Consider the following 25,090-nt stretch of genomic DNA (forward strand, 5'->3'; position numbering starts at 1 on the left):
AAGAAGCCAAGACATGCGCAATACCCAGCAGCCCTCGGGCATGCCGATCCACAAGTACCGCCCGTACCACGAGCAGCTGAAGGTCGAGCTGCCCGACCGCACCTGGCCGTCCACCCGCATCACGAAGGCGCCGCGCTGGTGCGCCGTCGACCTGCGTGACGGAAACCAGGCGCTCATCGACCCGATGAGTCCCGAGCGCAAGCGCGTGATGTTCGATCTGCTCGTCAGCATGGGCTACAAAGAGATCGAGGTCGGCTTCCCGAGCGCCAGCCAGACCGACTTCGACTTCGTCCGCCATCTGATCGAAGACCAGGTGATTCCCGACGACGTGACGATCCAGGTGCTGACGCCGGCACGCGAGCATCTGATCGCCCGCACGTACGAGTCGATCAAGGGCGCGAAGCAGGCGATCGTGCACCTGTACAACTCCACGAGCGTGCTCCAGCGCGACGTCGTCTTCCGCACCGACACGCAGGGCATCATCGACATCGCGCTCGAGGGTGCACGCCTGTGCCGCGAGTACGAGAAGACCATCCCCGAGACGAACGTGTTCTACGAGTACTCGCCCGAGAGCTACACCGGCACCGAGCTCGAGTTCGCCGTCGACGTCTGCAATCAGGTGCTCGACGTGTTCGAGCCCACGCCCGACCGCAAGGTGATCATCAACCTGCCCGCGACCGTCGAGATGGCCACGCCCAACGTATATGCCGACTCGATCGAGTGGATGGGCAGGCACCTGAACAACCGCGAGAACGTCATCATCTCGCTGCACCCGCACAACGACCGCGGTACGGCGATCGCGGCGGCCGAGCTCGGCTACATGGCCGGCGCCGATCGCATCGAGGGATGCCTGTTCGGCAATGGCGAGCGCACCGGCAACGTCGACATAGTCGCTCTGGGCGTCAACCTGCTGACGCAGGGGATCGATCCCGAGATCGACTTCAGCGACATCGACCACGTCAAGCGCACCGCGGAGTACTGCAACCAGCTGCCGGTGCACGAGCGCAGCCCGTGGGCCGGCGACCTGGTCTTCACCGCCTTCAGCGGTTCGCACCAGGATGCGATCAAGAAGGGCTTCGAGGCGATGGATGCCCGGGCCGGCGTCGAAGGCGTGAGCGTCGACGAACTGGAATGGGCCGTGCCGTACCTGCCGATCGACCCGAAAGACCTCGGGCGCTCGTACGAGGCGGTCATCCGCGTGAACTCTCAATCGGGCAAGGGCGGCGTCTCGTACCTGCTGAAGGCCGATCATGCGATCGACCTGCCGCGTCGCCTCCAGATCGAGTTCTCCGGCGTCGTTCAGGCCAAGACCGACTCGGAGGGCGGCGAGGTCTCCAGCAGCCAGATCTGGTCGATCTTCACCGACGAGTACCTGCCGTCCACCATCGCCGACGAGCGCTGGGGCCGGTTCGAGCTGCTCGGCACGCGCACGGCGAGCGACATGACCGGCGACGTCGAGCTGCATGCGCGCCTGCGCGACGGCGATGAGGTCGAGGATGTGACCGGGAACGGCAACGGCCCCATCGCCGCGTTCCTCGAGATCATCCGCGCCCGCGGGTTCGAGATCGCGCTCTACGACTATGTCGAGCACACTCTCAGCGCCGGTGGCGACGCGCAGGCCGCGGCCTACGTCGAGCTGCAGGTCGACGGTGAGCGGCTGTGGGGCGTCGGCATCGACGGCGACATCTCCACGGCGAGCCTCAAGGCGATCGTCTCGGGCGTGAACCGTGCGATCCGCACGCGCGAGCGGTCGGCGCAGCTTGCCGCCGTGTGACCGGCGGTGGCGCGCCGCCGACTGACCCGCGGCCGGCGCGCCGCCTACGGCTTGACGATCGGGATGGCGGAGGTCTCGACCGCGACCTTGCGCCGGTGCAGCATCCGCTGCTCGGGGAGCGAGACGTCGAACAGGACGGCGAGGATGCGGATGAGGGTGGTCACCGCGATGCCGATGATCGCGGCCGGAACGAGGGCGAGGCCGAAGGCACTCGAGACCGCCAGGACGAGGCATCCTGCGCCTGCCGCCGCCGCATAGAGCGATCCGACGTGCATGATCGCGACGGGCAGCCCCATCATGACGTCGCGGAGGATCCCGCCTCCGACGGCTGAGCACACCCCCACGAAGACGGCGGGAACCAGCGGCAGCCCGAGGGCGAGAGCCTTGCTCGTGCCGAATGCCCCGAACATGCCGATCACGACGGCGTCCAGCACCACGATGACGGTGTTGAGCCGCTGGAACACGCCGGCCAGCAGCATCCCGACCAGCGCGGCGAGCGTCGCGGTGATCAGGTACCAGTTGCTCTGCAGCGTCGTGGGCTCGACGTTCAGGAGCAGGTCGCGGATGAGGCCGCCGCCCATGCCCATGACGATGCCGATGATGGCCACTCCGAGCAGGTCGAGCCGGCGATCGCCGCGGAAGCCGGAGGCGAACAGGGCGCCCTGGATGCCGCCCAGGCCCACGGCGGTGAGGTCGGCCCACAGGGGGATCAGGAAGATCGGCTGCTCCACGCATCCATTCTCGTGCGCGGAGTGCGAATGCCCGGGCGCATCGCCGCCCGCGCCTTCGGCTCGACAGCACCCCGGCGGTCGATAATGGACTGTGCCCACCTACCGCGACGAGGTCGTGATCCTGCGCACCCACAAGCTGGGTGAAGCCGATCGCATCCTGACGATGCTGAGCCGTCGCCACGGCAAGCTCCGCGCCGTCGCCAAGGGCGTTCGACGCACGTCGTCGCGGTTCGGCGCGCGCCTCGAGCCCTTCATGGTCGCCGATGTCCAGCTGTACCAGGGCCGCAACCTCGACATCGTGCAGCAGGCCGAGTCGCTCGGCTCGTACGGCGCCGACATCGCCACACATTACGACCGTTACACGTCCGCCCACGCGATGGTCGAGACGGCCGACCGGCTGAACGAGGCCGAGGCCACGCCCCAGCAGTACCTCCTGCTGGTGGGCGGTCTGCGGGCGCTCGCGCTCGGCGAGCACCGGCCGCGGAGCATCCTCGATTCGTATCTCCTGCGCGCAATGGCGCTGTCGGGATGGGCGCCGGGGCTCTCGGACTGCGCGCGGTGCGGTGCGCCGGGCCCCCACGACGCGTTCGTCGCCCAGCTCGGCGGCATGGTCTGCAGCGACTGCGCGCCCGTCGGCGCCGCACGGGTCGACTTCGCCACCAGGGGCCTGCTCACCGCGCTCATCGCGGGGGAGTGGACAGACGTCGATGCGGCCGCCCCCGGCACGAACGCCGCGGCGTCCGGCCTCATCGCCGCCTACACGCAGTGGCACCTGGAGCGTGGCATCCGGTCGCTCGAGCACGTCGAGGGAGCGCGATGAGTCCGAAGCCGTACACGCATCGGGATGCGGTGCCCTATCGCCCTCTCGACTGGACCGGTGTGTACCCGCCCGCCTTCCCCGCGAAGGCGGTGCCCTCGCACGTCGCGATCGTGATGGACGGCAACGGCCGCTGGGCCAACCGCCGCAGCCTCACCCGGATCGAGGGCCACCGCGCGGGCGAGGCGGCGCTCCTCGACGTGGTGGCCGGAGCGTTCCAGGCGGGCGTGAAGCACCTCAGCGTGTACGCCTTCTCCACCGAGAACTGGTCGCGCTCACCCGACGAGGTGCGGTTCCTGATGGGGTTCAACCGCGACGTGCTGCATCGTAGACGCGATCAGCTCAACGAATGGGGTGTGCGGGTCCGGTGGGCCGGTCGCAAGCCGCGGCTCTGGGGCTCGGTGATCAAAGAGCTCCAGCTCGCGGAGCGGATGACCGCCGACAACGACGTGCTGACCCTCACCATGTGCGTGAACTACGGCGGACGCATCGAACTCGTCGACGCGATGCGGTCGATCGGCGATGACATCGCCGCGGGGCGCCTGAAGCCCTCGGCCGTGAGCGAGAAGCTCATCCAGAAGCGCCTGTATCTGCCCGACATGCCCGACGTCGATCTGTTCGTGCGCTCCAGCGGCGAGCAGCGCACCTCGAACTTCCTGCTCTGGGAGTCGGCGTACGCGGAATTCGTCTTCCTCGACACGCTCTGGCCCGACTTCACGCGCGCGGACCTGTGGCACGCGATCGAGCTCTACCTCGACCGCGACCGGCGTTTCGGCGGCGCAGTGGACGCGCCCGCCGTCTGATCTGGAATATGCAGGCGCATACGCGCGGTTGCATCACACATGACGGATGCCATCAAGATCGACGTGTGGAGTGACATCGCCTGCCCCTGGTGCTACATCGGCAAGCGCAATCTCGAGAGCGGGCTGGCTGCAGCATCCGCCGACCAAGACGCACCCGTCGTGGAGGTGACCTTCCACTCGTTCGAGCTGTCGCCCGACACGCCCGTCGATTTCGACGGCGACGAACTCGACTTCCTCGCCACGCACAAGGGAATGGGTCGCGATGACGTCGCGGCGATGCTCGCCAATGTGACCGGCGTCGCGAGTAAGGCGGGCCTGGAGTACCGCTTCGATCTCCTCAAGCACACGAACACCGTGAAGGCGCACGAGCTCCTGCACTTCGCCCACGCGAACGGGCGGCAGGCCGAGCTCGCCGAACGACTGATGTCGGCCTATTTCACCGAGGGCCGCCACCTGGGCCGCGAAGACGAGCTGGTGGCTCTCGCGGCCGAGGTCGGGCTCGATGCGGATGCCGCACGCGACGCGCTCCGGACCGAGCGCTACCTGCCCGACGTCCGCGCCGACCAGGCACAGGCGGCCGCGTACGGGATCAACGGCGTACCGTTCTTCGTGATCGACGGCAAATACGGCGTCAGCGGCGCACAGCCAGCAGAGGCGTTCGCGCAGATCACCCGTCAGGTGTGGGCCGAGCGCAAGGGCGAAGGCGCCGTCGTCGACGCCTGAGCGTCTCGCATCAGCGCGGGAGGTTCGCCTCGATGAGCGACACGATGGCCGGGTCGTCGGGCAGCGTCCTCGGGCGGAACCGGCTGACCTCGCCGCTCGGCAGCACCACGAACTTCTCGAAGTTCCACGTGACCCGACCGGCCGAGCCGTCGGCATCCGCTGCCTTCTTCAACTCTTTGTAGATCGGGGCGGCGTTCTTGCCGTTGACGCGCACCTTGTCGGCGATGGGGAACGTGATGCCCCACGTCGTCGAGCAGTACTCGAGGATGTCATCCATCTTCGACAGCTCCTGCAGGAACTGGTTACTCGGGAAGCCGACGACGGTGAAGCCGCGGTCACCGTACTCCTTCTGCATCTTCTCGAGCGTCTCGTACTGCGGAGCGAGGCCGCAGCGCGACGCGACGTTCACGACGAGCACGACGTCGTCGCCGAAATCGGCGAGCGTGCCTTCACCCCCGTCTGCTTTCGTGAAGGGGATGTCGCGGATCGAAGTCTGCACCGGGCTCGTCATGGTCTGATTCTAGATCTCGCGCCGTGTGAAAGATCCGCACGCGCCTCCGCGGCCTACGCCCTGATGATCACGCCCAGAGCGCGAAGGGCGATTTCCGAATATTCGTCGGCGACGTCTTCCGCGCTCAACGGCCCGGTGGCATCGAACCACTGAGAGACGCCTGTGCACATCGTGATCAGCGCTCGGGCCGTTCCTTTCGCCGACCGAACGGAGAAGCTTCCCTGCTGAATTCCTCGCGAGATGATCTGCTCCAAGATCGCCTGCTGGCGATCGCGAGCCTCGATGTGTCGCGACCGCGCGGCCGGCTCGAGACTTCGGATCTCGCTGGATGCCAGAAATGCGAGGTCGCCACGGTGAGCGTGAAAGAGGACGAGGCACTCGATGTGGAGCGCGGCCTGCCGAAGGGCAGCGTCTCCCGCCTCCTTCATCGCCTGCACGCTGCGTTCATGCAACTCCTGCATCGCAGTCTGCATGATGGCGATCATGATGGTCTGTTTCGACGGGTAGTGGTGATAGAGCCCGGCCACCGACAGATCGGCCCTAGACGCGAGGGTCCGCATGGTTGTTCCGTGGTATCCCTCCAGGAGGAACGCCTCCGCCGCAGTGTGAAGAAGCGGGGTGAGCGCGGGCGCTGAGAAATCTCTCCATCCGCGATCGATCGGCGGACTCGTTGTCGTGGGCATGCATGACCTTTCTGCCATCCCCGGTCGGCGGAACGCACGGACGTCTTCTTGACATCAATGAATACACCGTCGACAATATAGTAATACCGACCGAACGTTCGGTCGGTATCTTTTATCGATGGGTGAACTATGACTGTCCAAGATTTCGACGCCCTCCGTACCCGTACGCGCGAATTCATAAGGCAGGTTGTCGTTCCTTCTGAACCCCGACCCGGGCAGCGCCTCGATTCAGATACGCGCCGGCAGCTTCAGACCGCGGCCAAGGAGGCACACGTCTTCGCGCCGCATGCAGCGGAAGAATTCGGCGGTCAGGGGGTGCCCATCTCGCACTGGTCGCCCGTGTTTCAAGAAGCAGGGTATTCCCCCATCGGGGCGAGCGCCCTGAACTGCATGGCACCCGACGAAGGCAATATGCATCTGCTGAATCTGATCGCCTCCGCCGCTCAGAAAGACAAGTACCTCGTCCCTCTCGTAGCCGGCGACATTCGCTCATGCTTCGCGATGACCGAACCTCATCCGGGAGCGGGATCCGACCCGGATGCGCTTCTGTCGTCAGCCGAGAAGGTTGCGGGAGGGTGGAGGATCAACGGTCACAAGCGCTTCATCAGTGGGGCGGACGGCGCTGCGTTCGTCATCGTAATCGTTCGGAATGCCGCGAGCCCCAATATTCCTGCCGGAGCGACCATGTTCCTCGTAGACATGATCAACCCGGGCGTAAGCCTCGGCGAGCACGTACACACGATCGATCGGGCGATCGAAGGCGGGCACCCGCATGTTCACTTCGAGGACTGTTTCGTGCCAGACGAGGCCGTGCTGGGCGAGCCGGGATCGGGCTTTCGGTACGCACAGGTCCGGCTGGGCCCCGCGAGACTGACGCATTGTATGCGGTGGTTGGGTCTAGCTCGTCGTTCGCTCGATCTGGCACTCGATCGGACTGAAAATCGACGTCTGTTCGGTGCATCGATGAAAGACCTCGGCATCGTCCAAGAGATGATCGCGCAGTCCGTCATCGACATCGAAACCTCTGATGCGATCATCACGAAGGTCGCTGAACAGTTGGAGTCTGATCCGAAAAGGGGATCGGCGCTGTCATCGGTTGCGAAGGTCCACTGCTCGGAGGCCATCTACCGGGTCATCGATCGATCTATGCAGATCTGCGGAGGCGACGGGGTTTCCGACGAGCTTCCGTTGGCTTCCTACCTCAACGAAGTGCGACCGTTTCGGATCTACGACGGTTCCAACGAGACGCATAAGTGGGCGATCTCTCGTCGGGCCTCCCGCGCCCGGAGGGTCGAGATCGAGGGTGGCGAGCAACGACTCGACAGGGTGCTGAGCTCGGTGGGGGAGGGATGATGCAGTCCGAACCCGATGGCGTCGAAGTGGTGGCGACCCGTGCGCACGCCGCTCGACTGCCGGCGCCGCCGCTTCTCGTGGTCGACGCGATAGAGACCTATCTGGACGAGTTGGAAATCGGTTCCGGGCACATGATGTGGTCTCGAATCGGAGACGGACAGTCGAACGTCACCTACTTGATCTCGCGCGGAGGCACCGAGGTCGTTCTGCGTCGAGGCCCGCGCCCGCCTCTGCCCCGATCCACCCATGACATGGTGCGGGAAGCGCGGATTCAACATCTTCTCCACGCAGAGGGAATCCCTGTTCCACAGGTCCTGGCGGTCTGCGAGGACGACGCCAGGCTGGGCGTGCCCTTCTACCTGATGGAGTACGTTCTGGGCGACGTCATCACGGATAGCATCCCGCCTCATCTGAACTCCCTCGAGCAGCGCCGCGCTACGGCGATCCAACTTGTCGACACACTCGTACAGTTGCACGACGTCGACATCGGGCGGGGGGAGTTGGCCGGATTCGGGCGGCCGGACGGCTATCTGAAGCGCCAGGTCGAGCGATTCTCGTCACTGTGGCTGCCTAATACCCAGCGCGCCTTGCCCCAAGTGGCGGCGATCGGCCATTGGTTGATCGAACACCTTCCGAAGACCCAAAAGTCTGCGATCGTGCACGGGGACTACCGTCTCGGGAACCTCATGTTCGGCGACGAGGCACCCGCCACCGTCCGGGCTGTTCTAGATTGGGAGATGGCCGCCCTGGGCGATCCTCTCGCGGATCTGGGCTACCTCACGGCGACGTACGCAGCGGACGATCATGTGCCGACACTGATGGAACTATCTCCTGTTACTCGAGAAGCCGGCTTCCTGACCAGTGCCGAGATCATCGAGCGATATCAGTCGCGTTCAGGCCTGGATGTCAGCGGTCTCGGCTGGTATCAGACCCTTGCGCTATGGAAATCGGCGATATTCTGCGAAGCCATCTACACGCGCTGGCTACAGCGTGAGCGGCCGGACGACGCAACCTTTGCGCCGACGCTGCTCGAAGGGGTTCCTGCCCTTTTGCGCCAGGCCGCGGTGTTCGCAGACATGCACTAGGCGGACCCTCCGGCGTTCAGCAGGCCGCCATCCAGAGTGAGGATCTGCCCCGTGACCCACGAGGCTGCGGGCGAGGCGAGGAATGCGACGGCCTCCGCGACATCGTGAGGAGTACCGAGTCTCTTCAGAGGGTAGGCCGCGGAGACATCCTCCTCGCGGCCCTCGTAGAGCGCGCGCGCGAATTCGGTCTTCACGACCGCGGGCGCCACCGCGTTCACCCGAATATCGGGCGCCAGCTCGACTGACAGCGTTCGCGTGAGATGCGCATTGGCGGCCTTGCTCACTCCATACCAACCGATGCCGGAACTCGGCACGATGCCCGCGGTGGACGACAGGATGACGATGTTGCCGCCGCGCTCGCGGAACTGGAGACGGGAATCGCGATGAACCGCCTGAACCCACGCCAGGGTGCTCAGAAGGTTCACTTCGAGAATCTTACGGGCGCTGTCCAACGTCAGATCCAAGAGCGACCCGAAGACGGGATTGATGCCAGCATTCGCCACCAGGATGTCGAGCCCTCCAAATTCCGAGACCACGGCATCGATAGTTTCGAGCAGATGGTGCTCATCGTCGGCCCGTCCGGCCACGAAGCTGGCTGTTCCGGGTGGGAAGGTAGCGACCGCAGCTTCCAGCGCGTCGACGCCTCGCGCGGTGAGAACAACACGCGCACCTCCCGCGACCAGGCGGCGAGCTATGGCCAGACCAATGCCGCGACTCGCTCCCGTGACGATGGCGACCTTGCCGGCGAAGGGAGCAGCATCCGAAGTCATAGAACATTCCTGACCAGTGTTCGTGTCCGTATTCGCCGACAGTCTGCGCGAAGTGAGGATCGTTCGATACGATGTGCCTACCGACCAGTCGGTCGGTATCCAAGAGGATTCTGACAGCTGCGCGGCTATTCGTCAAGCGGATCCGCGAGCGATAGCATCGATGTCTAGTCCGCCGTTGCGGTCCGACCGGTCGGTCATCAGGGTCGACCGGCGCACCGCATCGTGGCGCGGATTTCGGCGGGTAACAGCGAGGAGATCCATGCGGTCCACCAACCCTGGAGTGCGAGCGGCGCGCCGCTCGATGAGCTCTGACGAACGGCGAGCTCAGATTGTCTTGACGGCCGCGAACCTCTTCGACCAATCGACATACTCGGCAACGACGATGGATGACATCGCCGCCGAGATCGGGTTGGCGAAGACGACGTTGTACCACTACTTCTCGAGCAAAGAGGAGATACTCCGGGAGATCCACGAAGAGTTCATCAATCTCCTTCTGGCCGGCCACGCTGCTCGGGTCCACAGCGGACTTCGTCCCGAGCAAATGCTCCTGGAGGCCATGGCGGACATCCTCGAACTCATGCAGACGCATCGCGGGCATGTGCGAGTCTTCTTCGAAAGTCATCGCGAACTACTCGCTCCGGCTCGCGCGGCTGTCCGCGCGAGCCGGGATGAATACGAGGACATTATTCGGTCGCTCGTAGAGAGCTGCATCACCCTGGGGATCTTCCGTGCCGCCGACCCACGGCTGGTTACTCTCGGAATTTTCGGTATGTGCAATTGGGCCTATCAGTGGTATCCGCTGTCCTCAAACTCACGTGTGAATAGGCCCCGCGAAATCGCGTATTCGTTCTGGAATTACCTCGTCTTCGGATTGGCCTCCGAGGAGTTGCGCGCCGACTCGCGATCGTGGGCGGCGGACAGCCGGCGCGCACCCGCGCGAGTCGACGTGGAGGAATCGTGAGAAGCGGAGTCAGACGGCAGGCTTGACTTCCGCGGCGATCTCTACGAGTGAGCGATTGCGGGTGCGAGGTCCGAATCTGACGATGATCGCGCTCACAAGAAGTAGGCCGCTGATCGTCGCGCCGGCCGCAACGGGGCCGCCCGCAACGAGAACTGGCAGTATCACGTAGCCCGCCACAGCCCCGCCGAGGTGACCGACGCCGTCGCCGATAGATGCAGCGGTCCCGCGAACGGCGGTGGGAAACAATTCCGCGGTATACGCATATGCCGGTGTGATGAGCACGGCGATCCCTGCCTGAGCAATGAGCGTTCCCACGATAGCGAACGCGTCTCCGAGGCCGGAGATGATGCACAGCATCCCTACAGCGAATGTCACCGTTCCGACGATGACGAGAGTGCGCCTCTCGATCCGCTCGATGAGAAACACGACAGCAAGCGCTCCGAGGATGGGAAGCACGCGGCTGAACACTGTGATCGAGAGTGCGTTCGAGGTGTTGATCCCGATGGCTTCGAGGATCAGCGGGAGATAGCTGTTGAAGCCGTAAAACGCGATGTAGAAGATGAACCAGAAGCCCAGCACGACGAGAAGGCGTCCGATGAGCCCACGGCGAAGGAGGGTTCTCAGTGGATGCGGCTGTCCGGACTCAGCCGGTGTCGTAGCGGCTCTTTCGAAGCTCACGTCATCGAGCGTGGGTTCTCCGGCGTTAAGCAAAAGAATCCTCACGTTATCCGCGGCTTGGGGGGTTCTCCCCCTGATGACGAGCCAGCGAGGGGACTCGATGAGTGACCTCTTGTTGATGAAGAAGAGCAGAACGATCGCAAACGCACCGAACCCATAGAGGATTCGCCACCCGATTTCAGGTAACCCAGCCAGCACGGCCAGAGACGGGAATCCAAGCGCGGTGACGAGAACTGCGGCGACGAAGGTCATCTTGGACAGGTACTTGCCTCGCTGGTTACTCGGTGCCATCTCGCCGACATATCCTGCGCAGAGGGACAACACAGAACCCATCCCGGCGCCGGCGAGAAATCGGAAGATTCCGAGCGAGACGATGTCCCAGGCGAATGCAGAGAGAAACGCTCCGACAGCTAGCAACGCGAAGGTTAGGAAGAGACCGAGCTGTCGACCGCGTCGGTCGGATAACTGACCGAATATATACGCACCGACGGCGTAGCCAAGAAGGTTCAGCGCCACAGGCAGCGCGAGTTCGGTCGGAAGAATTCCGAATTGGCGAATGACTGACGGCACAGTGAGCGCGAACACGACGATGTCATAGCTCGCGAACATGAATGCCAGCATGAGAGCAACCCACGCGCCGCGCGTCAGGCCCACCCGCTTCATGTTGTCGATGGTTTCGTCGATCGTTCGATGAGTCTGAGGAGGCGGGCTCACGGCCGGCACATAGTGAGACATCTTTGTCCTATCCGTTTGATTGGTTGAAACACGATCGGTTCTCGTGGAGTGAAACCCGACCGACTAGTCAGTCGGTTGGGCGACCCGGTCAGTCTGCGCCGCAAAGGTCGCAGAAACAAGAGCGAACGTAGAATTGATCCCAGCTACCGACGCATCGGTCAAGCTCTCTCGCGGCAGACAGAGTCGCGTCGACAACTACCGGTCTGCCGTCTAGCGGGTATGCACCGAAGTTAGGAAGCGTAGGAGAAGGGCGGATAGCTCTGCTGGCTGCTCCTGTTGCAGCCAGTGTCCCGCGCCCTCGATGCCTTCCACGATTCGCAGGTCGAGGCACATTTCCTCGAGATCGGTGCTGGGCATGAAGGACGAAATGGAGTCGAGTTCTCCAGTCGCAAACATCGCCGGAGCGGGGATGGGGTCCAGGCTCTTCCAAAGCTCCCAGTTGCGGTCGATGTTCCGATACCAGTTGAGGCCACCGGTGAAGCCGCTGCGCTCGAACGCCTCAACTTCCGCATCGAATTGCTCCGAACTGAGCCAAGCGGGGGGCTGGTCAAACCCTGCGGCCAAGTCGATGCCACCCATGCCGTCCAGAGCGCCCGAGTATGAGGTCGCGAGGCTGACCCTGGGGTCGGCGTTAAGCACTCGATCTGGTTCACTGCTGTCCTGAATCCGCACCCAGTAGAAGTCATCGCCGAACCGGCGTCGCATGATCGATAGCGGAGCCACCGGAGCGGGTCTCATGACGGGAACGCTGAGACCCGCCACCGAATTCACTCGATCTCGATGGGCCGCAGCGACATACCAGACGACGGACGCTCCCCAGTCGTGTCCGACGAAACTCGCAGTGTCGATTCCCAGTGCGTCCAAGATCCCCAAGAGATCTTGGGCCAGAGTTTCCACGTCATAGTCGTCGACCGAATCTGGAGCGTCGCTGTTCCCGTAACCCCTCATGTCAGGCACGATCACGCGGTAGCCCGCATCGACGAGTCCCGGAACAACGTCTCGCCATGAGGAACCGAGTTCCGGAAATCCGTGCACGAGAACCACAGCCGGGCCATCTCCGGTCACTGTCACGCTGAGGGTGATGTCGTTCGCGTGAATCGAGTGGACGCCGTTTCCCAGCAGGCCGGGCGTAACTTCGTTGCTCATGAAATCCTCAATCGTGATGTCGGGTCCACCAAGGCGCGGAAGCGGAATGGCATATACCGACTGACTGGTCGGTATATGCCACATCATCGCAACGCCTTCGCGGGCTGTCAAGATCCCACGTTCCACTGGGATTGACAATGCCCCGATCGTCTGAGAACCTCAAGTAGTCATCTCGACCGTCCAGTCGGTCGGTAGCGAGACAAGTGAGCAACGGGGCACATCATGAACGAGCGCGTGGGCATCATCGGCGGTGGCGCGATGGGAGCCGGTATCGCGGAAGTATGCCTGCGAGGTGGAAGCCGTGTTCTCGTCACGGAGCCGAACGCCCCAGCTTGGGCGCGCCTCAAGGATCGGCTGGAACAGTCGCTTACCAAGCAGCCTGTGGCGGCAGGCCGGGATCAGGTGATGTCATCCCTCGAGCGGGTGGACGGACTGCAGGATCTTCGCGACTGCGGCCTGGTGATCGAGGCGCTTCCCGAAGACCGCGAACTCAAGCGACGCGTTCTGCACGAGGTCAGTTCGGTTATCGACCCATCCGCTGTTCTGGCTTCCAACACATCCTCGATCCCGCTTGCGGATCTCGCGGAATCGGTCGCGCGACCTGACCGGTTCCTGGGCATCCACTTCTTCAATCCAGCGCCCGTCATGGGGCTCGTTGAGTTGATTCCGACGCTGCTCACGGCGGCTAGCTGCGTGGAGGCTGTCGCGAAATTCGTCAGAGATACGCTCGGCAAAGAGCCCGTCACCGCACCGGACCAGTCCGGTTTCATCGTCAACGCACTTCTTGTGCCGTACCTTCTTTCCGCTGCGCGGATGCGCGACGCGGGCCTGGCCTCCGCCGCGGACATCGATTCAGCGATGGAGAAGGGGTGCAACCATCCCATGGGCCCCCTCCGTCTGATGGACATGATCGGGCTCGACGTCATCGTCGGAGTCGCTGATTCCCTTCACGCGGAGTTCGCGACCGCGTCCACCGTCGCGCCCCCTGCACTGCGGCGGATGGTGCAGGCCGGATTTCTCGGTCGAAAGTCTGGGCGCGGCTTTTACGACTACTAACTCGAGCGGGCCGCTCAGCGCGGCTCCGCGACCCCAAACCCGAGCAACATGACCCGTGAAGGATCGATGACGATGCCCATCACCCTGGCTGAGGCGCAATACAAGATCACCGGACCCGGCGGACTATTCGAGCTGACGGAACAGAACGTGCTCGGAACGACACTGAGGACCTACTCCGCACCTCCTCACACGTTGCGTGACGTTTTGCTCATGACTCGTGACCACGGCGCGAAGGACTATCTGATTTACGAGGATGAGCGTTACACGTTCGCCGAATTCTTTGAAGTGGTCGCTCAGCTGGCCGATTGGCTCGTAAGAGAGAACAACGTCTCGCAAGGGGAGCGCGTTGCAATCTCGATGCGCAACTATCCGGAGTTCGTCATCTTTTTCTGGGCGTGTCAGGCCATCGGAGCGATCGTCGTCCCCTTGAACGCTTGGTGGACAGCGAGTGAGCTGGCGTTCGCTCTGGAGGATTGCGGCGCGGTCGTCCTGGTGGCAGACGGAGAGAGAATCGAACGTCTAGAGGCTGCGATCGGCGAGTCCACGCAGTTGCGGACGGCGGTCTCGGTCAGAACAGATCGGCGATTCGACCGAGTGACACCATGGGAGACAGTGAAGGCCGCTCTCAAGACAGTGGTGGATCTTCCTGAGGTCGAACTGTCATCCGATGACCTTGCCACCATCGTCTACACCTCAGGTACCACGAGTCGTGCGAGAGGTGTCATGCATTCGCATCGCAACCATTGCACGAATGTGGTCAACGCCTTGGCGCTCACGGCAGTCACCCAATTGCTGGCCGAGGACTCCGAATCGTCGGAGAGCGGCGACAAACCCCAAGGGGGCGTTCTCGCCCAGATGCCGCTGTTTCATATCACTCAACTCGCCACGTTGTATATGAACGCCGTTGCCGGCGCGAAAGTCGCTTTGATGACCAAGTGGGATGTCGAGAAGGCACTCGATCTGATCGAACGAGAGCGACTCACCGCATTCGTCGGGGTTCCGCTCCAAGCCCAAGACATCTTCGACTCGCCGGGGCTGGTGAGGCGTGACTTGTCGAGTCTGGAGCGGTTCGCCCTCGCGGCGACAACCATTCCGCCCGAGCAGGTTCGTCGAGTCGAGCAAATCTTCCACGGTAAGGTCATCCCGATTTCCGCATACGGCATGACCGAGGCCACGACCGGCGTCACATTCATCGGTGGCGCTGAGTACTTGCTCCACCCCCACAGCGTCGGTCGCCCACTCGCGGTCGTCGATGTCAAGATCGTCGACGAACATGGCAACCGCGTGCGCATGGGAGATGCCGGCGAGTTGTGGGTGCGCGGCCCGAATGTATCCCGCGGGTACTGGAACCTCCCCGCCGAGACGGCAGCGGCATTCACTGACGGCTGGCACCATAGTGGGGATGTGGCTCATTTCGATGATGCCGGGCTCCTGTACATCGTGGATCGCATCAAAGACGTCGTCATCCGGGCTGGTGAGAACATTCACACCGGCGAAGTCGAGCATGTCCTCTACGAGGCTCCCTCTGTCCACACCGCCGTGGTGTTCGGGATCCCGCATCCGCGGTTCGATGAAGAGCTGGTCGCCGTGGTCCGGTTGAGTAAGGGATACGAGAGCACGAGTGCCGAGCAACTCCAGCAACACGTCGCTTGCCACCTCGCTCACTTCAAAGTACCGAGCCGCATCTTCTTCATCGACGGCGACATGCCTCGAACCGAAACCGGCAAGGTGGTCAAGCGGTTCGTCCGAAGGCAACTCTTGGAGGAGATCGACAATGGGTCGAGGTAATCCCATGTGGTCGAGCGAGCAGTTCAGGAAGGAGGGACGACGGTGAGCATAGACCCATATTCGAAAGCATACGATTTTCTCGTCCTCGACAGAGTCGGCACGAACGGGCGGATAGGTCGTGTCACTTTGAATCGTCCCGATAAGTTGAATGCGCTCAACTCCGAGATGCTGTATGAACTTAGCGATGCGCTGCATCGATTGGAAGCGGATTTCGATACGCGAGTGATAATTCTCCGAGGCGCGGGGAGAGCGTTCAGCGCCGGGTACGACCTCGCCCCGCCGCGTGATGAAGGCGCGGACGCGATTGTCACGGGGTACAAGGCGAACGACGATCAAGGGCGAAGGCTGGTGATGGGCGTCCGGACCGGGATGCAACAAGTAGTGGACATCCAGATGTACTTCTGGAACATGGCGAAAGTCACGATCGCGCAGGTTCATGGCTACGCTCTGGCCGGCGGCCTCGAACTGGCAATGATGGCTGATCTCGTCGTCGCGAGCACGGACGCGCAACTCGGCCACCCCGGCGTCCGGTTCGGAACTTCTCGCAACGGCGCGATCTGGCCGCTGGTGATCGGAATGAGAAAGGCCAAAGAGCTTTACTACACGGGCGCATCAGTCTCGGGGACCGAGGCTGCGGAGATGGGAATGATCAACCACGCCTGGGACCTCGCTGACCTGGAGGAGAGTGCCATCGCGTTCGCTGACAACATCGGAAATCTCACCTCTGATCACTTGGCGATGCTGAAGCAGAATATGAACCGGTTCTACGAGAACATGGGTATCTATTCCTCGATCCGAAGCTCGACCGACTTCGACGCCATGAGTCAGTTCACCGACCAGGCGTACAAGTTCCACGACAAGATCGACGAGGCCCGTGACAGCGGCGAAGGGATCGGCCCCGCTCTTGACTGGCGTGACGGCCCCTACTCGGATTATCGAGCTTCCCAGAAGCTGCCGGACAATCCTTGAACTCATCGGAGACGATTCCGGGCGGACCGATGACGGCCAGCAGTCTGATTCAGTTCGACGCAACGCGGCACGGACAGGTCCCCTCCATAGAACCGGTGAGAGACGGTATCTGGGCGCTCGGGAGTCACATGCCGGGCCACCCTGCCTATTCACTCGCCTACGTCATATGCGACGCAGACGACGGAATCCATCTCATTGATCCCGGGTGGGACTCGGAGCGAAACTGGACGCGATTGCTGAAAGTGCTCGGGGAGATCGGCTCACACCCGTCGGCGGTGCGTTCTGTAACTTCAACGCACCTCCATCCTGACCACATCGGCATGGCCCAGCGGTTGCGCGAGCACACGGGTGCTCAGTTGCAAGTACATCGACTCGAACGAGATGATGTCGAGTCGGCTGGCTACGGCAGACGGGAATCGGTAGCTCTCGAGACGCGGATTCAGAGCTGGAAGGTCCCGTCCGAACCGCAACGAGAGCTTTCGCGGTTGTTGAAGGACGTCCCTCCACAACCACGCACCGTCGTGGATCGAACACTCGAAGATGGCGAGCGTCTGGATGTGTCAGGACGCGATCTCATCGTCATGCTGACCCCGGGACATACCCGAGGCAGCATCTGCATCCGCGATGACGCGAACCAGGTGCTCTTCAGTGGGGACACGATACTCCCGGCGGTGCATCCGGCTTTGGGGCTAGGGCTGAAGGACCGAGTGGACCACAATCCCTTGACCGCATATCTGTCGTCTTTGGAGCGGTTATCGGCGTATCCGGAGTACGAAGTGCTTCCCGGGCACGGCTTCCGGTTCGAAGGACTCGTCGACCGGTCTAGGCAGCATGCGGGACGCCACCTGAGCCGGGCCCGTGAAGTCGAGCAGTCGCTTCTGCGAAGACCCTCCGATTCGGTCTGGGAGCTGGCCTCGAGGGTGACCTGGAGTGCCGGATGGGCGAACTTGAGTGGTGTGTTTCTGTACTCCGCCTTGGCGCAGACGGCGTTGTACAAGGATTTCCTTGAGTCGGGAGGCGCATCGACAGCTGAAGAGAAGGCCGACGAACGCTGACCCAACGGTCGCGAATGTCGCCCATTCACAACAAGTCGAGGAAGTACACCTAGGCGTCATGCCCTGTGGGATGCGGTCTCGCCGGTCGTCGGTCTGGGACAATGAAGGGGTGTCATCCGTCATCGCTCCCGCCCCCGCGCTGCGCATCGGGCCCATCGCCCTCGACGCGCCGGTCGTGCTCGCGCCGATGGCGGGCATCACCAACACCGCCTTCCGTCGGCTGTGCCGCGAGTACGGCGCCGGCCTCTACGTGAGCGAGATGATCACCTCACGCGCGCTCGTCGAGCGCAACGCGACCACGATGCGGCTCATCCGCCATCACGAGTCCGAGACTCCGCGCTCCATCCAGCTGTACGGCGTCGATCCGAAGACGGTGTCCGAAGCCGTCCGGATCCTGGTCGCCGAAGACCACGCCGATCACATCGACCTGAATTTCGGATGCCCCGTTCCCAAGGTCACTCGCAAAGGTGGCGGCGCCGCACTGCCGTGGAAGCTCGGGCTGTTCCGCGAGATCGTCGAGGGTGCCGTTCACGCTGCCGGAGACATTCCGCTCACCGTGAAGATGCGCAAGGGAATCGACGCCGACCATCTCACCTATCTCGATGCGGGCCGGATTGCAGAAGACGCCGGCGTCGCCTCGATCGCTCTGCATGCCCGCACCGCGTCGGAGTTCTATTCGGGCACGGCGGACTGGTCTGCGATCGCCGCGCTCAAGGACGCCGTGACGAGCGTGCCCGTGCTGGGCAACGGCGACATCTGGGGGGCCGACGACGCCGTCCGGATGATGGCGGAGACCGGCTGCGACGGTGTCGTGGTGGGAAGAGGATGCCTCGGGCGACCCTGGCTGTTCGGCGACCTCGCTCGCGCGCTCGGGGGCCCGAATGCGACGACCGCCGAGCCGGTCGATGCGACCCTCGGCTTCGTCGCCCGCGCGTTCCGCCGGCATGCCGAGCTGCTCGTCGAGTTCTTCGAAGATGAAGGACGCGGATGCCGCGACATCCGCAAGCACGTCGCCTGGTACTTCAAGGGCTATCCGGTGGGCGGCGACACGCGCGCAGCCCTCGCCACCGTCTCCACACTCGACGAGATCGACGTGCTCCTTGCGACGCTCGACCTGGACGCGCCCTACCCCGGCGCCGCCGCCGAGGGCCAGCGCGGGCGCGCGGGAACCCCCAAGCGCCCCGCCCTGCCGGACGGCTGGCTGGCGTCGCGCGACCTCGGGGCCGAGGCATCCGTCGCCCTTGCCGATGCCGAACTGGACCACAGTGGCGGTTGAGTCCTTCGCGGCGGTCGGCCTCTCACAGGGCCGGCCGTCCGGCTACGACGACCTCGACGCCGCCCGCTTCCACCCCGAACGCCACCGCTCCCAGCGCGACGACTTCGCGCGCGACCGCGCACGCGTGCTCCACTCCGCGGCCCTGCGCCGGCTCGCCGCCAAGACGCAGGTGCTGAGCCCGGCGAGCCCCGCCGACTTCGCGCGCAATCGTTTGACGCACTCGCTCGAGGTCGCCCAGGTCGGACGAGAGCTCGCGACCGCGCTGCACCTCTCGCCCGACGTCGTCGACACGGCCTGCCTCAGCCACGACCTCGGGCATCCTCCCTTCGGTCACAACGGCGAGCGGGCCATGAACGAATGGGCCGAAGACATCGGGGGATTCGAAGGCAACGCGCAGACGCTGCGGATCCTGACCCGCCTCGAACCCAAGGTGGTCGATGGCGACGGACGCACGTTCGGCCTGAATCTGACCAGGGCCAGCCTCGATGCCACGTGCAAGTATCCGTGGACGGCGGATCACCCGCTGCCGGATGCGAGCGGGCGGCTGAAGTTCGGTGTCTATCCCGACGACGAGCCGGTCTTCCTGTGGATGCGCGATGGGGCGCCGGGGCGAGTGCGCTGCATCGAGGCCGAGGTCATGGACCTCTCGGACGACATCGCCTATTCCGTTCACGACTTCGAGGATGCCGTGGTCAACGGCTATCTCGATCCGGCACGCCTCGCCGACGCGGCCGAACACCAGGCGCTGCTCACCGCGATCCAGGTGTGGGTCGGCTACGACTTCGCCCGTGACGAGCTCGCCGACGCACTGTTCCGCCTGATGCGGATGCCGGAATGGATCCGTTCGTTCGATGGCACCCGGGCCGCGCTGGCTCGACTGAAGAACCTCACGTCGGACCTGATCGGGCGCTTCGCGCGCGCGTCGACCACCGCGACCCGTGACGCGTACCCCGCGGCCGTGCTGACGCGCTACCGCGCCCACGTGGTCGTACCGCGTGTCATCGAGGCCGAGATGGCTGTGCTCAAGGGAATCATCGGGGCGTTCGTGGTCTCGATCGACGGGCGCAAGGCGCTCTACAAGGAGCAGCGGCACGTCCTCAAGCGCTTGGCCACCGCGCTGTGGGATGCTCCCGAGGCTCTGGACGCGCTGCACGGGGCGGATTTCGCCGCAGCAGCGACGGAGGCTGCTCGCCGCCGCGTGGTGGTCGACCAGGTCGCGAGCCTCACCGACCAGCACGCGATCGCCTGGCACGGGCGGCTGATCGCCGAAGTGGATGCCGCCTCCCTCGGCGTGTGGGCTCCCGGCTCGCGCCCGCCGCATCGCGGAGGGCAGACCTGATGCCGCGCATTCTGCAGGCCGACGTCGACGAAGTGAAGGCGCGAACGAACATCGCCGATGTCATCGGCGAGCGGGTCGCTCTCAAAGGTGCCGGCGTCGGCTCGCTCAAGGGATTGTGCCCCTTCCACGACGAGCGCAGCCCGAGTTTCACGGTCCGGCCGCAGGTCGGCTTCTATCACTGCTTCGGCTGCGGCGAATCGGGTGACGTCTACTCGTTCCTGCGGAATCTCGACCATCTCTCCTTCACCGAGGCAGTCGAGCGGCTTGCCGCACGCGCCGGGATCACCCTGCACTACGAAGACGGGGGGCCGGCGCCGGAGACGGCGGGACGCACGAGGCTCTACGCGGCCAACGCCGCAGCCGCAGAGCACTACCGCGCACAGCTGCTGACGCCCGAGGCCGAGACGGGACGCCGGTTCCTGGGGGAGCGGGGGTTCGATGCGGGCGCGGCGGCGCATTTCGGCGTCGGCTACGCGCCGAAAGGCTGGTCGGGGCTCATGGACGCACTGACCGCACAGGGCTTCACCCGTGAGGAGCTGATCGCCGCCGGTCTCGTCTCGCAGGGGCAGCGGGGCGTCTACGACCGATTCCGCGGACGGCTCGTGTGGCCGATCCGCGACGTCACGGGCCAGGTGTTGGGGTTCGGCGCGCGCCGGCTCTACGACGACGACAACGGTCCGAAGTATCTCAACACTCCCGAGACGCCCATCTACAAGAAGGCGCAGGTGCTCTACGGCCTCGACCTCGCCAAGCGCGAGATCTCACGCGAGCACCGGGTGGTCGTCGTCGAGGGCTACACCGACGTGATGGCCTGCCACCTCGCCGGCGTGACCACCGCGATCGCGACATGCGGCACGGCGTTCGGCTCCGACCACATCACGGTGCTGCGCCGGGTGATGGGGGATGACTCGGCGGCGGGCGAGGTCATCTTCACGTTCGACCCGGATGCCGCCGGGCAGAAGGCGGCGCTGCGCGCATTCGCCGACGAGAAGCGTTTCGCGGCCCAGACCTACGTCGCCGTCGCGCCGGGCGGGCTCGATCCGTGCGACCTGCGCCTCCACCGAGGCGACGGCGCTGTGCGCGCGCTGATGGACGCGAAAGCGCCCATGTTCGAATTCGTGATCGACCAGCGTCTCGGCGGCTTCGATCTGGCCACCGTGGAAGGGCGCGCGGGTGCGCTGCGCGCCGCCGCCCCGATCGTCGCCGAGATCCGCGATCCGGCGCTGCGCCCCGGGTACACGCGCGTGCTCGCCCGACGGCTGGGCCTGGAGCTCGCGGAGGTCGAGCGCGCCGTCGAGCGCGCCGCCCGGACCGGGTCGGCGACGACATCGCGCCCTCCGGCCGGCGCGCAGAGCGCTCCCGCGTCGCAGACGACCGCCGAGCCCGCGCTGCGCGTCACAATCGCATCGCTGCCGCGTTCGGCCGACATCGAGCGACAGGCGCTCATGGGCTTCCTGCAGTTCGGCCACCGGCTCGATGCCGAGCTCGTCGCACGAGCGGTATCGCTGCCGCTCCAGCATCCCGCGCTCGAGGCCGTCCGTCAGAGTCTGGTCGGAGCGGACATGTCGCGGTCGGGGTGGTCGGTGGAGGCCGTCGCCTCGGTGCGAGAGCCCTACCGGAGGCTCGCGGAAGAGCTCCTCACGGGAGATTTCCCCGCCCGCGACGACGCTCACGCCGTCGCCTCCACCACCGACCTCGCCCGACGGATCGTCGCGCGCGCGCTCGACCGCGAGAAGGTCGAGCTGCGCGGGGCGATCCAGCGCGTGTCGCCGAATTCCGAAGAGGGACGCGCGCTCAACGTCCGCCTGCGCGACCTCGAGACCGAGCGCCGGCGGTTCCTCGGCGACCAATAGGCGAGGTGGCGCCGGGCACTCGCAGACGGCAGGATGAGGGCATGCCGAACCGTCCGGACGCTGCCGTCGCCATCCACTGTGTGGATCTGTCCATCGCGCGTGCGTCCACGCGATCCGGCGGCAACGCCCGCGTCGTCGACGGAGTCTCGTTCGATCTTCCTCGCGCCGCGACCCTGACCGTCATGGGCGCCACCGGTGCGGGCAAATCGAGTCTCGCCGCAGTGCTGGCCGGCGCCGACGAACAAGGGCTCGCGGTGGTCGGCGGGAGCGCCGAGGTGGAGGGCATCCCCGTGCGCCGCCCTGGCCGGGCGCACCGGACTCTGACGTACGTGGTGGGCTATCTGCCGCAGGGGGCCGGCGCGCGGCTCCCCGCACGCCTCACCGTCTCGGAGGTGATCGCCGAGCCGATCACGAGCCGCGATCGGCGAGTCAATCCGCGGGCGCTCGCTGTCCGTGTCGCGACCCTCCTCGACGAACTGCAGCTGCCGCTCGGGGCGTCGGCGAAGTACCCCTACGAGCTCAGCGCCGGTATGCGCCAGCGGGTCGCGCTGGCCCGCGCGCTGGTGCTGCAGCCGCGCATCCTGATCGCCGACGAGCCGTTCGCGAACCTCGACGTCGAGGTGCGACAGGCGGCTCGGGGTGCGATCGTCCGGCGCCGCGATGCGCACGCGATGTCGTCTCTCGTGGTGACGAACGAGCCGGAGGTGGCGACCGATCTCGGCGCCGCCGTGCTCGTGCTGCGGAGCGGGCACGCGATCGCGTACGGTGCGCGGCCGGAGGATCTGCTGTGGACGCCGAGCGTCGCGCCGGAGCATCGCATGGTGGCGTCGTGATGGGCGCGCAATCGATGAGCACACCGGCGTCCTGATTCACGAGCACGCCCACCGGTTTGCTAAGCTATTCGAGTTGCCCGCGCAGGCGGGCATATTCCTCGGTAGCTCAATTGGCAGAGCAGCCGGCTGTTAACCGGCAGGTTCTTGGTTCGAGTCCAAGCCGGGGAGCGAACGGCCCCGGACTCCACTCCGGGGCCGTTCTTCGTTCCCAGGCGCACCCGGCGATCTCAGGCGTCGATGTCGTCGACGCCCGGCGTCCAGGATGAGCCCGGCCGACCCCAGCCGCGCTTGCGGGCGATCTTCTGCACGGTCTTCCAGTCGCCGTCGCCGAGGCGGTCGATGTAGATCACGCCGTCGAGGTGATCGAACTCGTGCTGGACGATCCGTGCGCGCCAGCCGTCGACCTCGATGCGGACGGCCGCACCGTCCAGATCCGTTCCTGTGACGACCGCGCGCTCCGAACGGCGCAGCGGAAAGCGTTCGCCGGGAAACGACAGGCATCCTTCGGACTCGTCGTCCGGGTCGGGGGCGCCGGGGACGAGCGGGTGGATCCAGAGCTCGGGGTTGATGACGACGCCGCGCCAGGGCAGTCCTTCGTCGTCGGCGTAGTTGTACGTGAAGATGCGCAGGCCCACTCCCACCTGCGGGGCGGCGAGCCCCACGCCGGGCGCAGCATCCATCGTCTCGAACATGTCGGCGACAAGCTGACGGATCTCGTCCGTCACTTCACCGACCGCCGCGGCGGGGGCATGCAGGACGGGGTCACCAACGATGCGAATCGACAGAACGGCCACGCCTTGAGCCTACCGAGGCACCCGTGCGATTAGTGTCGAGGGGTGCCCCTTGCCGGAGCTTCACTGAACGACGTCACCGACCACCTGGTGGGTGTGTTCCGCGACCCTGCGATCCTCATCGGCATCCCGCTCGCCCTTCTGGGCGCGGTTTTCATGTCGTTCGGGGCGCAGTACCAGCATCGCGGCGTGACGAAGGTCGAGCGACTGTCGAAGCAGGCGGGCACCTCCGGTCTCACCGGTGGGCAGCTCCTCGCGCTGCTCAAACGTCCGTCCTGGGTGATCGGGACGGTGCTGCTGGGGCTCGCGATCCTCTGCCAGCTCGGCGCGCTCGCCTTCGCCCCGCTCATCTTGGTGCAGCCCCTGGGAGCGATCGCGCTGGTCATCACCACGCTGCTGAACGCCCGCGTCTCGGGCGTCAAGCCGACGCGACAGTCGATCATGGCGATCGCAGCGTGTGTCGGCGGCATCTTCATCTTCGTCACGATCGCCGCGTTCTTCGCTGAGGAACACCCGATAACCCAGCAGCAGCTGATCCTCATCCTGGTGATCCTGGCTGTCGTCATCGTCGTCTTCGCCGTCCTGTGGATCTGGCTCCGCAAGCGCATGCAGGCGCTTTTCTACATCATGGCCGCCGGCGTGATCTACGGCTTCGTCGCCACCCTCGCCAAGGTCGTCATCAAGCGCATCCAGGACGCCGACTTCGAGTGGCTCACCCTCACGTGTCTCATCGCGCTGCTCGCGGCGGTCGCGGTGGGGGCCTACTTCGTGCAGACCGCCTACTCGGTCGGCCCCCCCGACCTCGTGATCGCCGGACTCACCGTCGTCGATCCGATGGTGGCGGTACTTATCGGTCTGATCGTGCTGGGCGAGGCATCGGGCGCCCCGCTGTGGGCGTATATCGGGTTCCTGGCCGCAGGCGCGCTGGCGGTCTGGGGCGTCGTGCAGCTCGCCCGGTTCCACCCTCAGGTCGTGATCAGTCACAGCCAGGAGGTGCCGATCGCGCGCGGCAGCGACGCGGAGCCCGGGCCGAAGGCCGCGGCGATCCGGGTCAACGAGGTCGTCACCAAGGTCTGGCGGGGCCCGGAAGCCGACGACGTCGAGCGCAAGCCCTGAATCAGCCGACGGGACGGATGCTGATCCGTCCGTGATCGATGTCACCACCGTTGCGTGCATCGTCGCGGGGTGATGGCGCCGGTGCGGCGGCCACGCACGGGAGGGATGCTGTGACCACGGTCGTCTCGTGTGTCATATCTCCTCCCCGAATCGTCGAGCGGTGGCGCGTGCCCCCGCGTTTGCGCGCAGCCCTCGTCGCTTCGTGCTGGTCGAGGCGGAGTTGTGGCACACCCCACGCGCCGGC

General features: G+C 65.0%; 24 protein-coding genes and 1 tRNA gene. 17 read left to right on the forward strand and 8 right to left on the reverse strand.

Annotated features, from left to right (window positions below; all coding sequences use genetic code 11):
* Window positions 1-13 precede the first annotated feature (13 nt).
* Complete coding sequence (gene leuA, locus ACFE6Z_RS03270; RefSeq protein ID WP_375384241.1) at window positions 14-1,774, forward strand: 2-isopropylmalate synthase; 1,761 nt, start codon at window positions 14-16, stop codon at window positions 1,772-1,774.
* Window positions 1,775-1,818: 44 nt separating this feature from the next.
* On the opposite strand, the gene ACFE6Z_RS03275 is transcribed toward leuA, so the two are convergent.
* Entirely contained in the window at window positions 1,819-2,505 is a 687-nt protein-coding gene (locus tag ACFE6Z_RS03275; protein ID WP_375384242.1) for a trimeric intracellular cation channel family protein, read from the reverse strand.
* A 91-nt stretch (window positions 2,506-2,596) separates the two neighbouring features.
* Between ACFE6Z_RS03275 and recO the strand changes: the two genes are divergently transcribed.
* The 3 genes from recO to ACFE6Z_RS03290 are packed head-to-tail and all read left to right on the forward strand — an operon-like array spanning window position 2,597 to window position 4,848.
* A complete protein-coding gene (recO, locus tag ACFE6Z_RS03280) occupies window positions 2,597-3,325 on the forward strand; it encodes a DNA repair protein RecO (protein WP_375384243.1) in 729 nt (242 codons plus the stop codon).
* A complete protein-coding gene (locus ACFE6Z_RS03285) occupies window positions 3,322-4,125 on the forward strand; it encodes an isoprenyl transferase (RefSeq protein WP_375384244.1) in 804 nt (267 codons plus the stop codon). Before recO ends, ACFE6Z_RS03285 begins: the two co-directional genes overlap by 4 nt.
* A 39-nt stretch (window positions 4,126-4,164) precedes the next feature.
* Complete coding sequence (locus ACFE6Z_RS03290) at window positions 4,165-4,848, forward strand: DsbA family protein (RefSeq protein ID WP_375384245.1); 684 nt, start codon at window positions 4,165-4,167, stop codon at window positions 4,846-4,848.
* 10 nt (window positions 4,849-4,858) lie between these two features.
* On the opposite strand, the gene ACFE6Z_RS03295 is transcribed toward ACFE6Z_RS03290, so the two are convergent.
* On the reverse strand, window positions 4,859-5,359 hold the full coding sequence (locus tag ACFE6Z_RS03295) for a glutathione peroxidase (protein ID WP_375384246.1): 501 nt from the start codon (window positions 5,357-5,359) through the stop codon (window positions 4,859-4,861).
* A 53-nt stretch (window positions 5,360-5,412) separates the two neighbouring features.
* Window positions 5,413-6,042 (reverse strand): TetR/AcrR family transcriptional regulator, encoded by a 630-nt coding sequence (locus tag ACFE6Z_RS03300; protein ID WP_375384247.1) that lies wholly within the window; start codon window positions 6,040-6,042, stop codon window positions 5,413-5,415.
* Between the two features lie 129 nt (window positions 6,043-6,171).
* On the opposite strand from ACFE6Z_RS03300, the gene ACFE6Z_RS03305 reads away from it, so the two are divergent.
* Window positions 6,172-7,395, forward strand: a complete 1,224-nt coding sequence (locus ACFE6Z_RS03305; RefSeq protein WP_375384248.1) for an acyl-CoA dehydrogenase family protein — start codon at window positions 6,172-6,174, stop codon at window positions 7,393-7,395.
* Window positions 7,392-8,480 carry a phosphotransferase family protein gene (locus tag ACFE6Z_RS03310; protein ID WP_375384249.1) on the forward strand — a complete coding sequence of 363 codons (1,089 nt, stop codon included), beginning with the start codon at window positions 7,392-7,394 and terminating at the stop codon, window positions 8,478-8,480. The genes ACFE6Z_RS03305 and ACFE6Z_RS03310 overlap by 4 nt, the downstream gene beginning before the upstream one ends.
* Here the strand turns inward: ACFE6Z_RS03310 and ACFE6Z_RS03315 are convergent.
* Window positions 8,477-9,250: an SDR family oxidoreductase gene (locus ACFE6Z_RS03315; protein WP_375384250.1), complete on the reverse strand. Its 774-nt coding sequence runs from the start codon at window positions 9,248-9,250 to the stop codon at window positions 8,477-8,479. The genes ACFE6Z_RS03310 and ACFE6Z_RS03315 overlap by 4 nt on opposite strands.
* A 259-nt stretch (window positions 9,251-9,509) precedes the next feature.
* Here ACFE6Z_RS03315 and ACFE6Z_RS03320 point away from each other — a divergent pair, with 259 nt between their 5' ends.
* Window positions 9,510-10,211, forward strand: coding sequence for a TetR/AcrR family transcriptional regulator (locus ACFE6Z_RS03320; RefSeq protein ID WP_375384251.1), 702 nt, complete (start codon window positions 9,510-9,512; stop codon window positions 10,209-10,211).
* A 9-nt stretch (window positions 10,212-10,220) separates the two neighbouring features.
* Here the strand turns inward: ACFE6Z_RS03320 and ACFE6Z_RS03325 are convergent, their stop codons facing one another.
* Window positions 10,221-11,624 (reverse strand): MFS transporter, encoded by a 1,404-nt coding sequence (locus ACFE6Z_RS03325; RefSeq protein ID WP_375384252.1) that lies wholly within the window; start codon window positions 11,622-11,624, stop codon window positions 10,221-10,223.
* Between the two features lie 210 nt (window positions 11,625-11,834).
* A complete protein-coding gene (locus tag ACFE6Z_RS03330) occupies window positions 11,835-12,881 on the reverse strand; it encodes an alpha/beta fold hydrolase (protein ID WP_375384253.1) in 1,047 nt (348 codons plus the stop codon).
* A 111-nt stretch (window positions 12,882-12,992) separates the two neighbouring features.
* Between ACFE6Z_RS03330 and ACFE6Z_RS03335 the strand changes: the two genes are divergently transcribed.
* The 9 genes from ACFE6Z_RS03335 to ACFE6Z_RS03375 all read left to right on the forward strand — a co-directional run bounded on the left by ACFE6Z_RS03335 (window position 12,993) and on the right by ACFE6Z_RS03375 (window position 23,107).
* On the forward strand, window positions 12,993-13,826 hold the full coding sequence (locus tag ACFE6Z_RS03335) for a 3-hydroxybutyryl-CoA dehydrogenase (RefSeq protein WP_375384254.1): 834 nt from the start codon (window positions 12,993-12,995) through the stop codon (window positions 13,824-13,826).
* Window positions 13,827-13,898: 72 nt separating this feature from the next.
* The gene (locus ACFE6Z_RS03340) at window positions 13,899-15,614 is read left to right on the forward strand and encodes a class I adenylate-forming enzyme family protein (protein WP_375384255.1); all 1,716 of its coding nucleotides are present in this window, start codon (window positions 13,899-13,901) and stop codon (window positions 15,612-15,614) included.
* A gap of 42 nt (window positions 15,615-15,656) precedes the next feature.
* Window positions 15,657-16,583 (forward strand): enoyl-CoA hydratase-related protein, encoded by a 927-nt coding sequence (locus tag ACFE6Z_RS03345; protein WP_375384256.1) that lies wholly within the window; start codon window positions 15,657-15,659, stop codon window positions 16,581-16,583.
* A gap of 29 nt (window positions 16,584-16,612) precedes the next feature.
* Window positions 16,613-17,638, forward strand: coding sequence for an MBL fold metallo-hydrolase (locus tag ACFE6Z_RS03350; RefSeq protein ID WP_375384257.1), 1,026 nt, complete (start codon window positions 16,613-16,615; stop codon window positions 17,636-17,638).
* A 70-nt stretch (window positions 17,639-17,708) separates the two neighbouring features.
* Window positions 17,709-18,914 carry a tRNA dihydrouridine synthase DusB gene (gene dusB / locus ACFE6Z_RS03355; RefSeq protein ID WP_375384258.1) on the forward strand — a complete coding sequence of 402 codons (1,206 nt, stop codon included), beginning with the start codon at window positions 17,709-17,711 and terminating at the stop codon, window positions 18,912-18,914.
* Entirely contained in the window at window positions 18,886-20,253 is a 1,368-nt protein-coding gene (locus ACFE6Z_RS03360; protein ID WP_375384259.1) for a deoxyguanosinetriphosphate triphosphohydrolase, read from the forward strand. The genes dusB and ACFE6Z_RS03360 overlap by 29 nt, the downstream gene beginning before the upstream one ends.
* Window positions 20,253-22,106, forward strand: coding sequence for a DNA primase (gene dnaG / locus ACFE6Z_RS03365; protein ID WP_375384260.1), 1,854 nt, complete (start codon window positions 20,253-20,255; stop codon window positions 22,104-22,106). Before ACFE6Z_RS03360 ends, dnaG begins: the two co-directional genes overlap by 1 nt.
* A gap of 41 nt (window positions 22,107-22,147) precedes the next feature.
* Window positions 22,148-22,939: an ATP-binding cassette domain-containing protein gene (locus ACFE6Z_RS03370; protein WP_375384261.1), complete on the forward strand. Its 792-nt coding sequence runs from the start codon at window positions 22,148-22,150 to the stop codon at window positions 22,937-22,939.
* 95 nt (window positions 22,940-23,034) lie between these two features.
* Window positions 23,035-23,107, forward strand: a tRNA-Asn gene (locus ACFE6Z_RS03375).
* Between the two features lie 59 nt (window positions 23,108-23,166).
* Here the strand turns inward: ACFE6Z_RS03375 and def are convergent.
* On the reverse strand, window positions 23,167-23,733 hold the full coding sequence (gene def, locus ACFE6Z_RS03380) for a peptide deformylase (protein WP_375384262.1): 567 nt from the start codon (window positions 23,731-23,733) through the stop codon (window positions 23,167-23,169).
* Between the two features lie 42 nt (window positions 23,734-23,775).
* On the opposite strand from def, the gene ACFE6Z_RS03385 reads away from it, so the two are divergent.
* A complete protein-coding gene (locus ACFE6Z_RS03385) occupies window positions 23,776-24,846 on the forward strand; it encodes a DMT family transporter (protein ID WP_375384263.1) in 1,071 nt (356 codons plus the stop codon).
* A 1-nt stretch (window position 24,847) separates the two neighbouring features.
* On the opposite strand, the gene ACFE6Z_RS03390 is transcribed toward ACFE6Z_RS03385, so the two are convergent.
* Window positions 24,848-24,982 (reverse strand): hypothetical protein, encoded by a 135-nt coding sequence (locus tag ACFE6Z_RS03390; RefSeq protein ID WP_375384264.1) that lies wholly within the window; start codon window positions 24,980-24,982, stop codon window positions 24,848-24,850.
* Window positions 24,983-25,090 lie beyond the last annotated feature (108 nt).

The sequence above is a fragment of the uncultured Microbacterium sp. genome, from assembly GCF_964244775.1.
In the GTDB taxonomy this organism is placed as follows: domain Bacteria; phylum Actinomycetota; class Actinomycetes; order Actinomycetales; family Microbacteriaceae; genus Microbacterium.

Bases quoted from the DNA above. Each gene is read 5' to 3' on its own strand.
- leuA (WP_375384241.1), top strand. From the start codon at position 14: ATGCGCAATACCCAGCAGCCCTCGGGCATGCCGATCCACAAGTACCGC.
- ACFE6Z_RS03390 (WP_375384264.1), bottom strand. From the start codon at position 24,982: ATGACACACGAGACGACCGTGGTCACAGCATCCCTCCCGTGCGTGGCC.
- ACFE6Z_RS03290 (WP_375384245.1), top strand. From the start codon at position 4,165: ATGACGGATGCCATCAAGATCGACGTGTGGAGTGACATCGCCTGCCCC.
- ACFE6Z_RS03340 (WP_375384255.1), top strand. From the start codon at position 13,899: ATGCCCATCACCCTGGCTGAGGCGCAATACAAGATCACCGGACCCGGC.
- ACFE6Z_RS03310 (WP_375384249.1), top strand. From the start codon at position 7,392: ATGATGCAGTCCGAACCCGATGGCGTCGAAGTGGTGGCGACCCGTGCG.
- dnaG (WP_375384260.1), top strand. From the start codon at position 20,253: ATGCCGCGCATTCTGCAGGCCGACGTCGACGAAGTGAAGGCGCGAACG.
- ACFE6Z_RS03360 (WP_375384259.1), top strand. From the start codon at position 18,886: ATGCCGAACTGGACCACAGTGGCGGTTGAGTCCTTCGCGGCGGTCGGC.
- dusB (WP_375384258.1), top strand. From the start codon at position 17,709: ATGCGGTCTCGCCGGTCGTCGGTCTGGGACAATGAAGGGGTGTCATCC.
- ACFE6Z_RS03320 (WP_375384251.1), top strand. From the start codon at position 9,510: ATGCGGTCCACCAACCCTGGAGTGCGAGCGGCGCGCCGCTCGATGAGC.
- ACFE6Z_RS03295 (WP_375384246.1), bottom strand. From the start codon at position 5,359: ATGACGAGCCCGGTGCAGACTTCGATCCGCGACATCCCCTTCACGAAA.
- ACFE6Z_RS03285 (WP_375384244.1), top strand. From the start codon at position 3,322: ATGAGTCCGAAGCCGTACACGCATCGGGATGCGGTGCCCTATCGCCCT.
- ACFE6Z_RS03325 (WP_375384252.1), bottom strand. From the start codon at position 11,624: ATGTCTCACTATGTGCCGGCCGTGAGCCCGCCTCCTCAGACTCATCGA.
- ACFE6Z_RS03350 (WP_375384257.1), top strand. From the start codon at position 16,613: ATGACGGCCAGCAGTCTGATTCAGTTCGACGCAACGCGGCACGGACAG.
- ACFE6Z_RS03315 (WP_375384250.1), bottom strand. From the start codon at position 9,250: ATGACTTCGGATGCTGCTCCCTTCGCCGGCAAGGTCGCCATCGTCACG.
- ACFE6Z_RS03370 (WP_375384261.1), top strand. From the start codon at position 22,148: ATGCCGAACCGTCCGGACGCTGCCGTCGCCATCCACTGTGTGGATCTG.
- ACFE6Z_RS03335 (WP_375384254.1), top strand. From the start codon at position 12,993: ATGAACGAGCGCGTGGGCATCATCGGCGGTGGCGCGATGGGAGCCGGT.
- ACFE6Z_RS03300 (WP_375384247.1), bottom strand. From the start codon at position 6,042: ATGCCCACGACAACGAGTCCGCCGATCGATCGCGGATGGAGAGATTTC.
- ACFE6Z_RS03305 (WP_375384248.1), top strand. From the start codon at position 6,172: ATGACTGTCCAAGATTTCGACGCCCTCCGTACCCGTACGCGCGAATTC.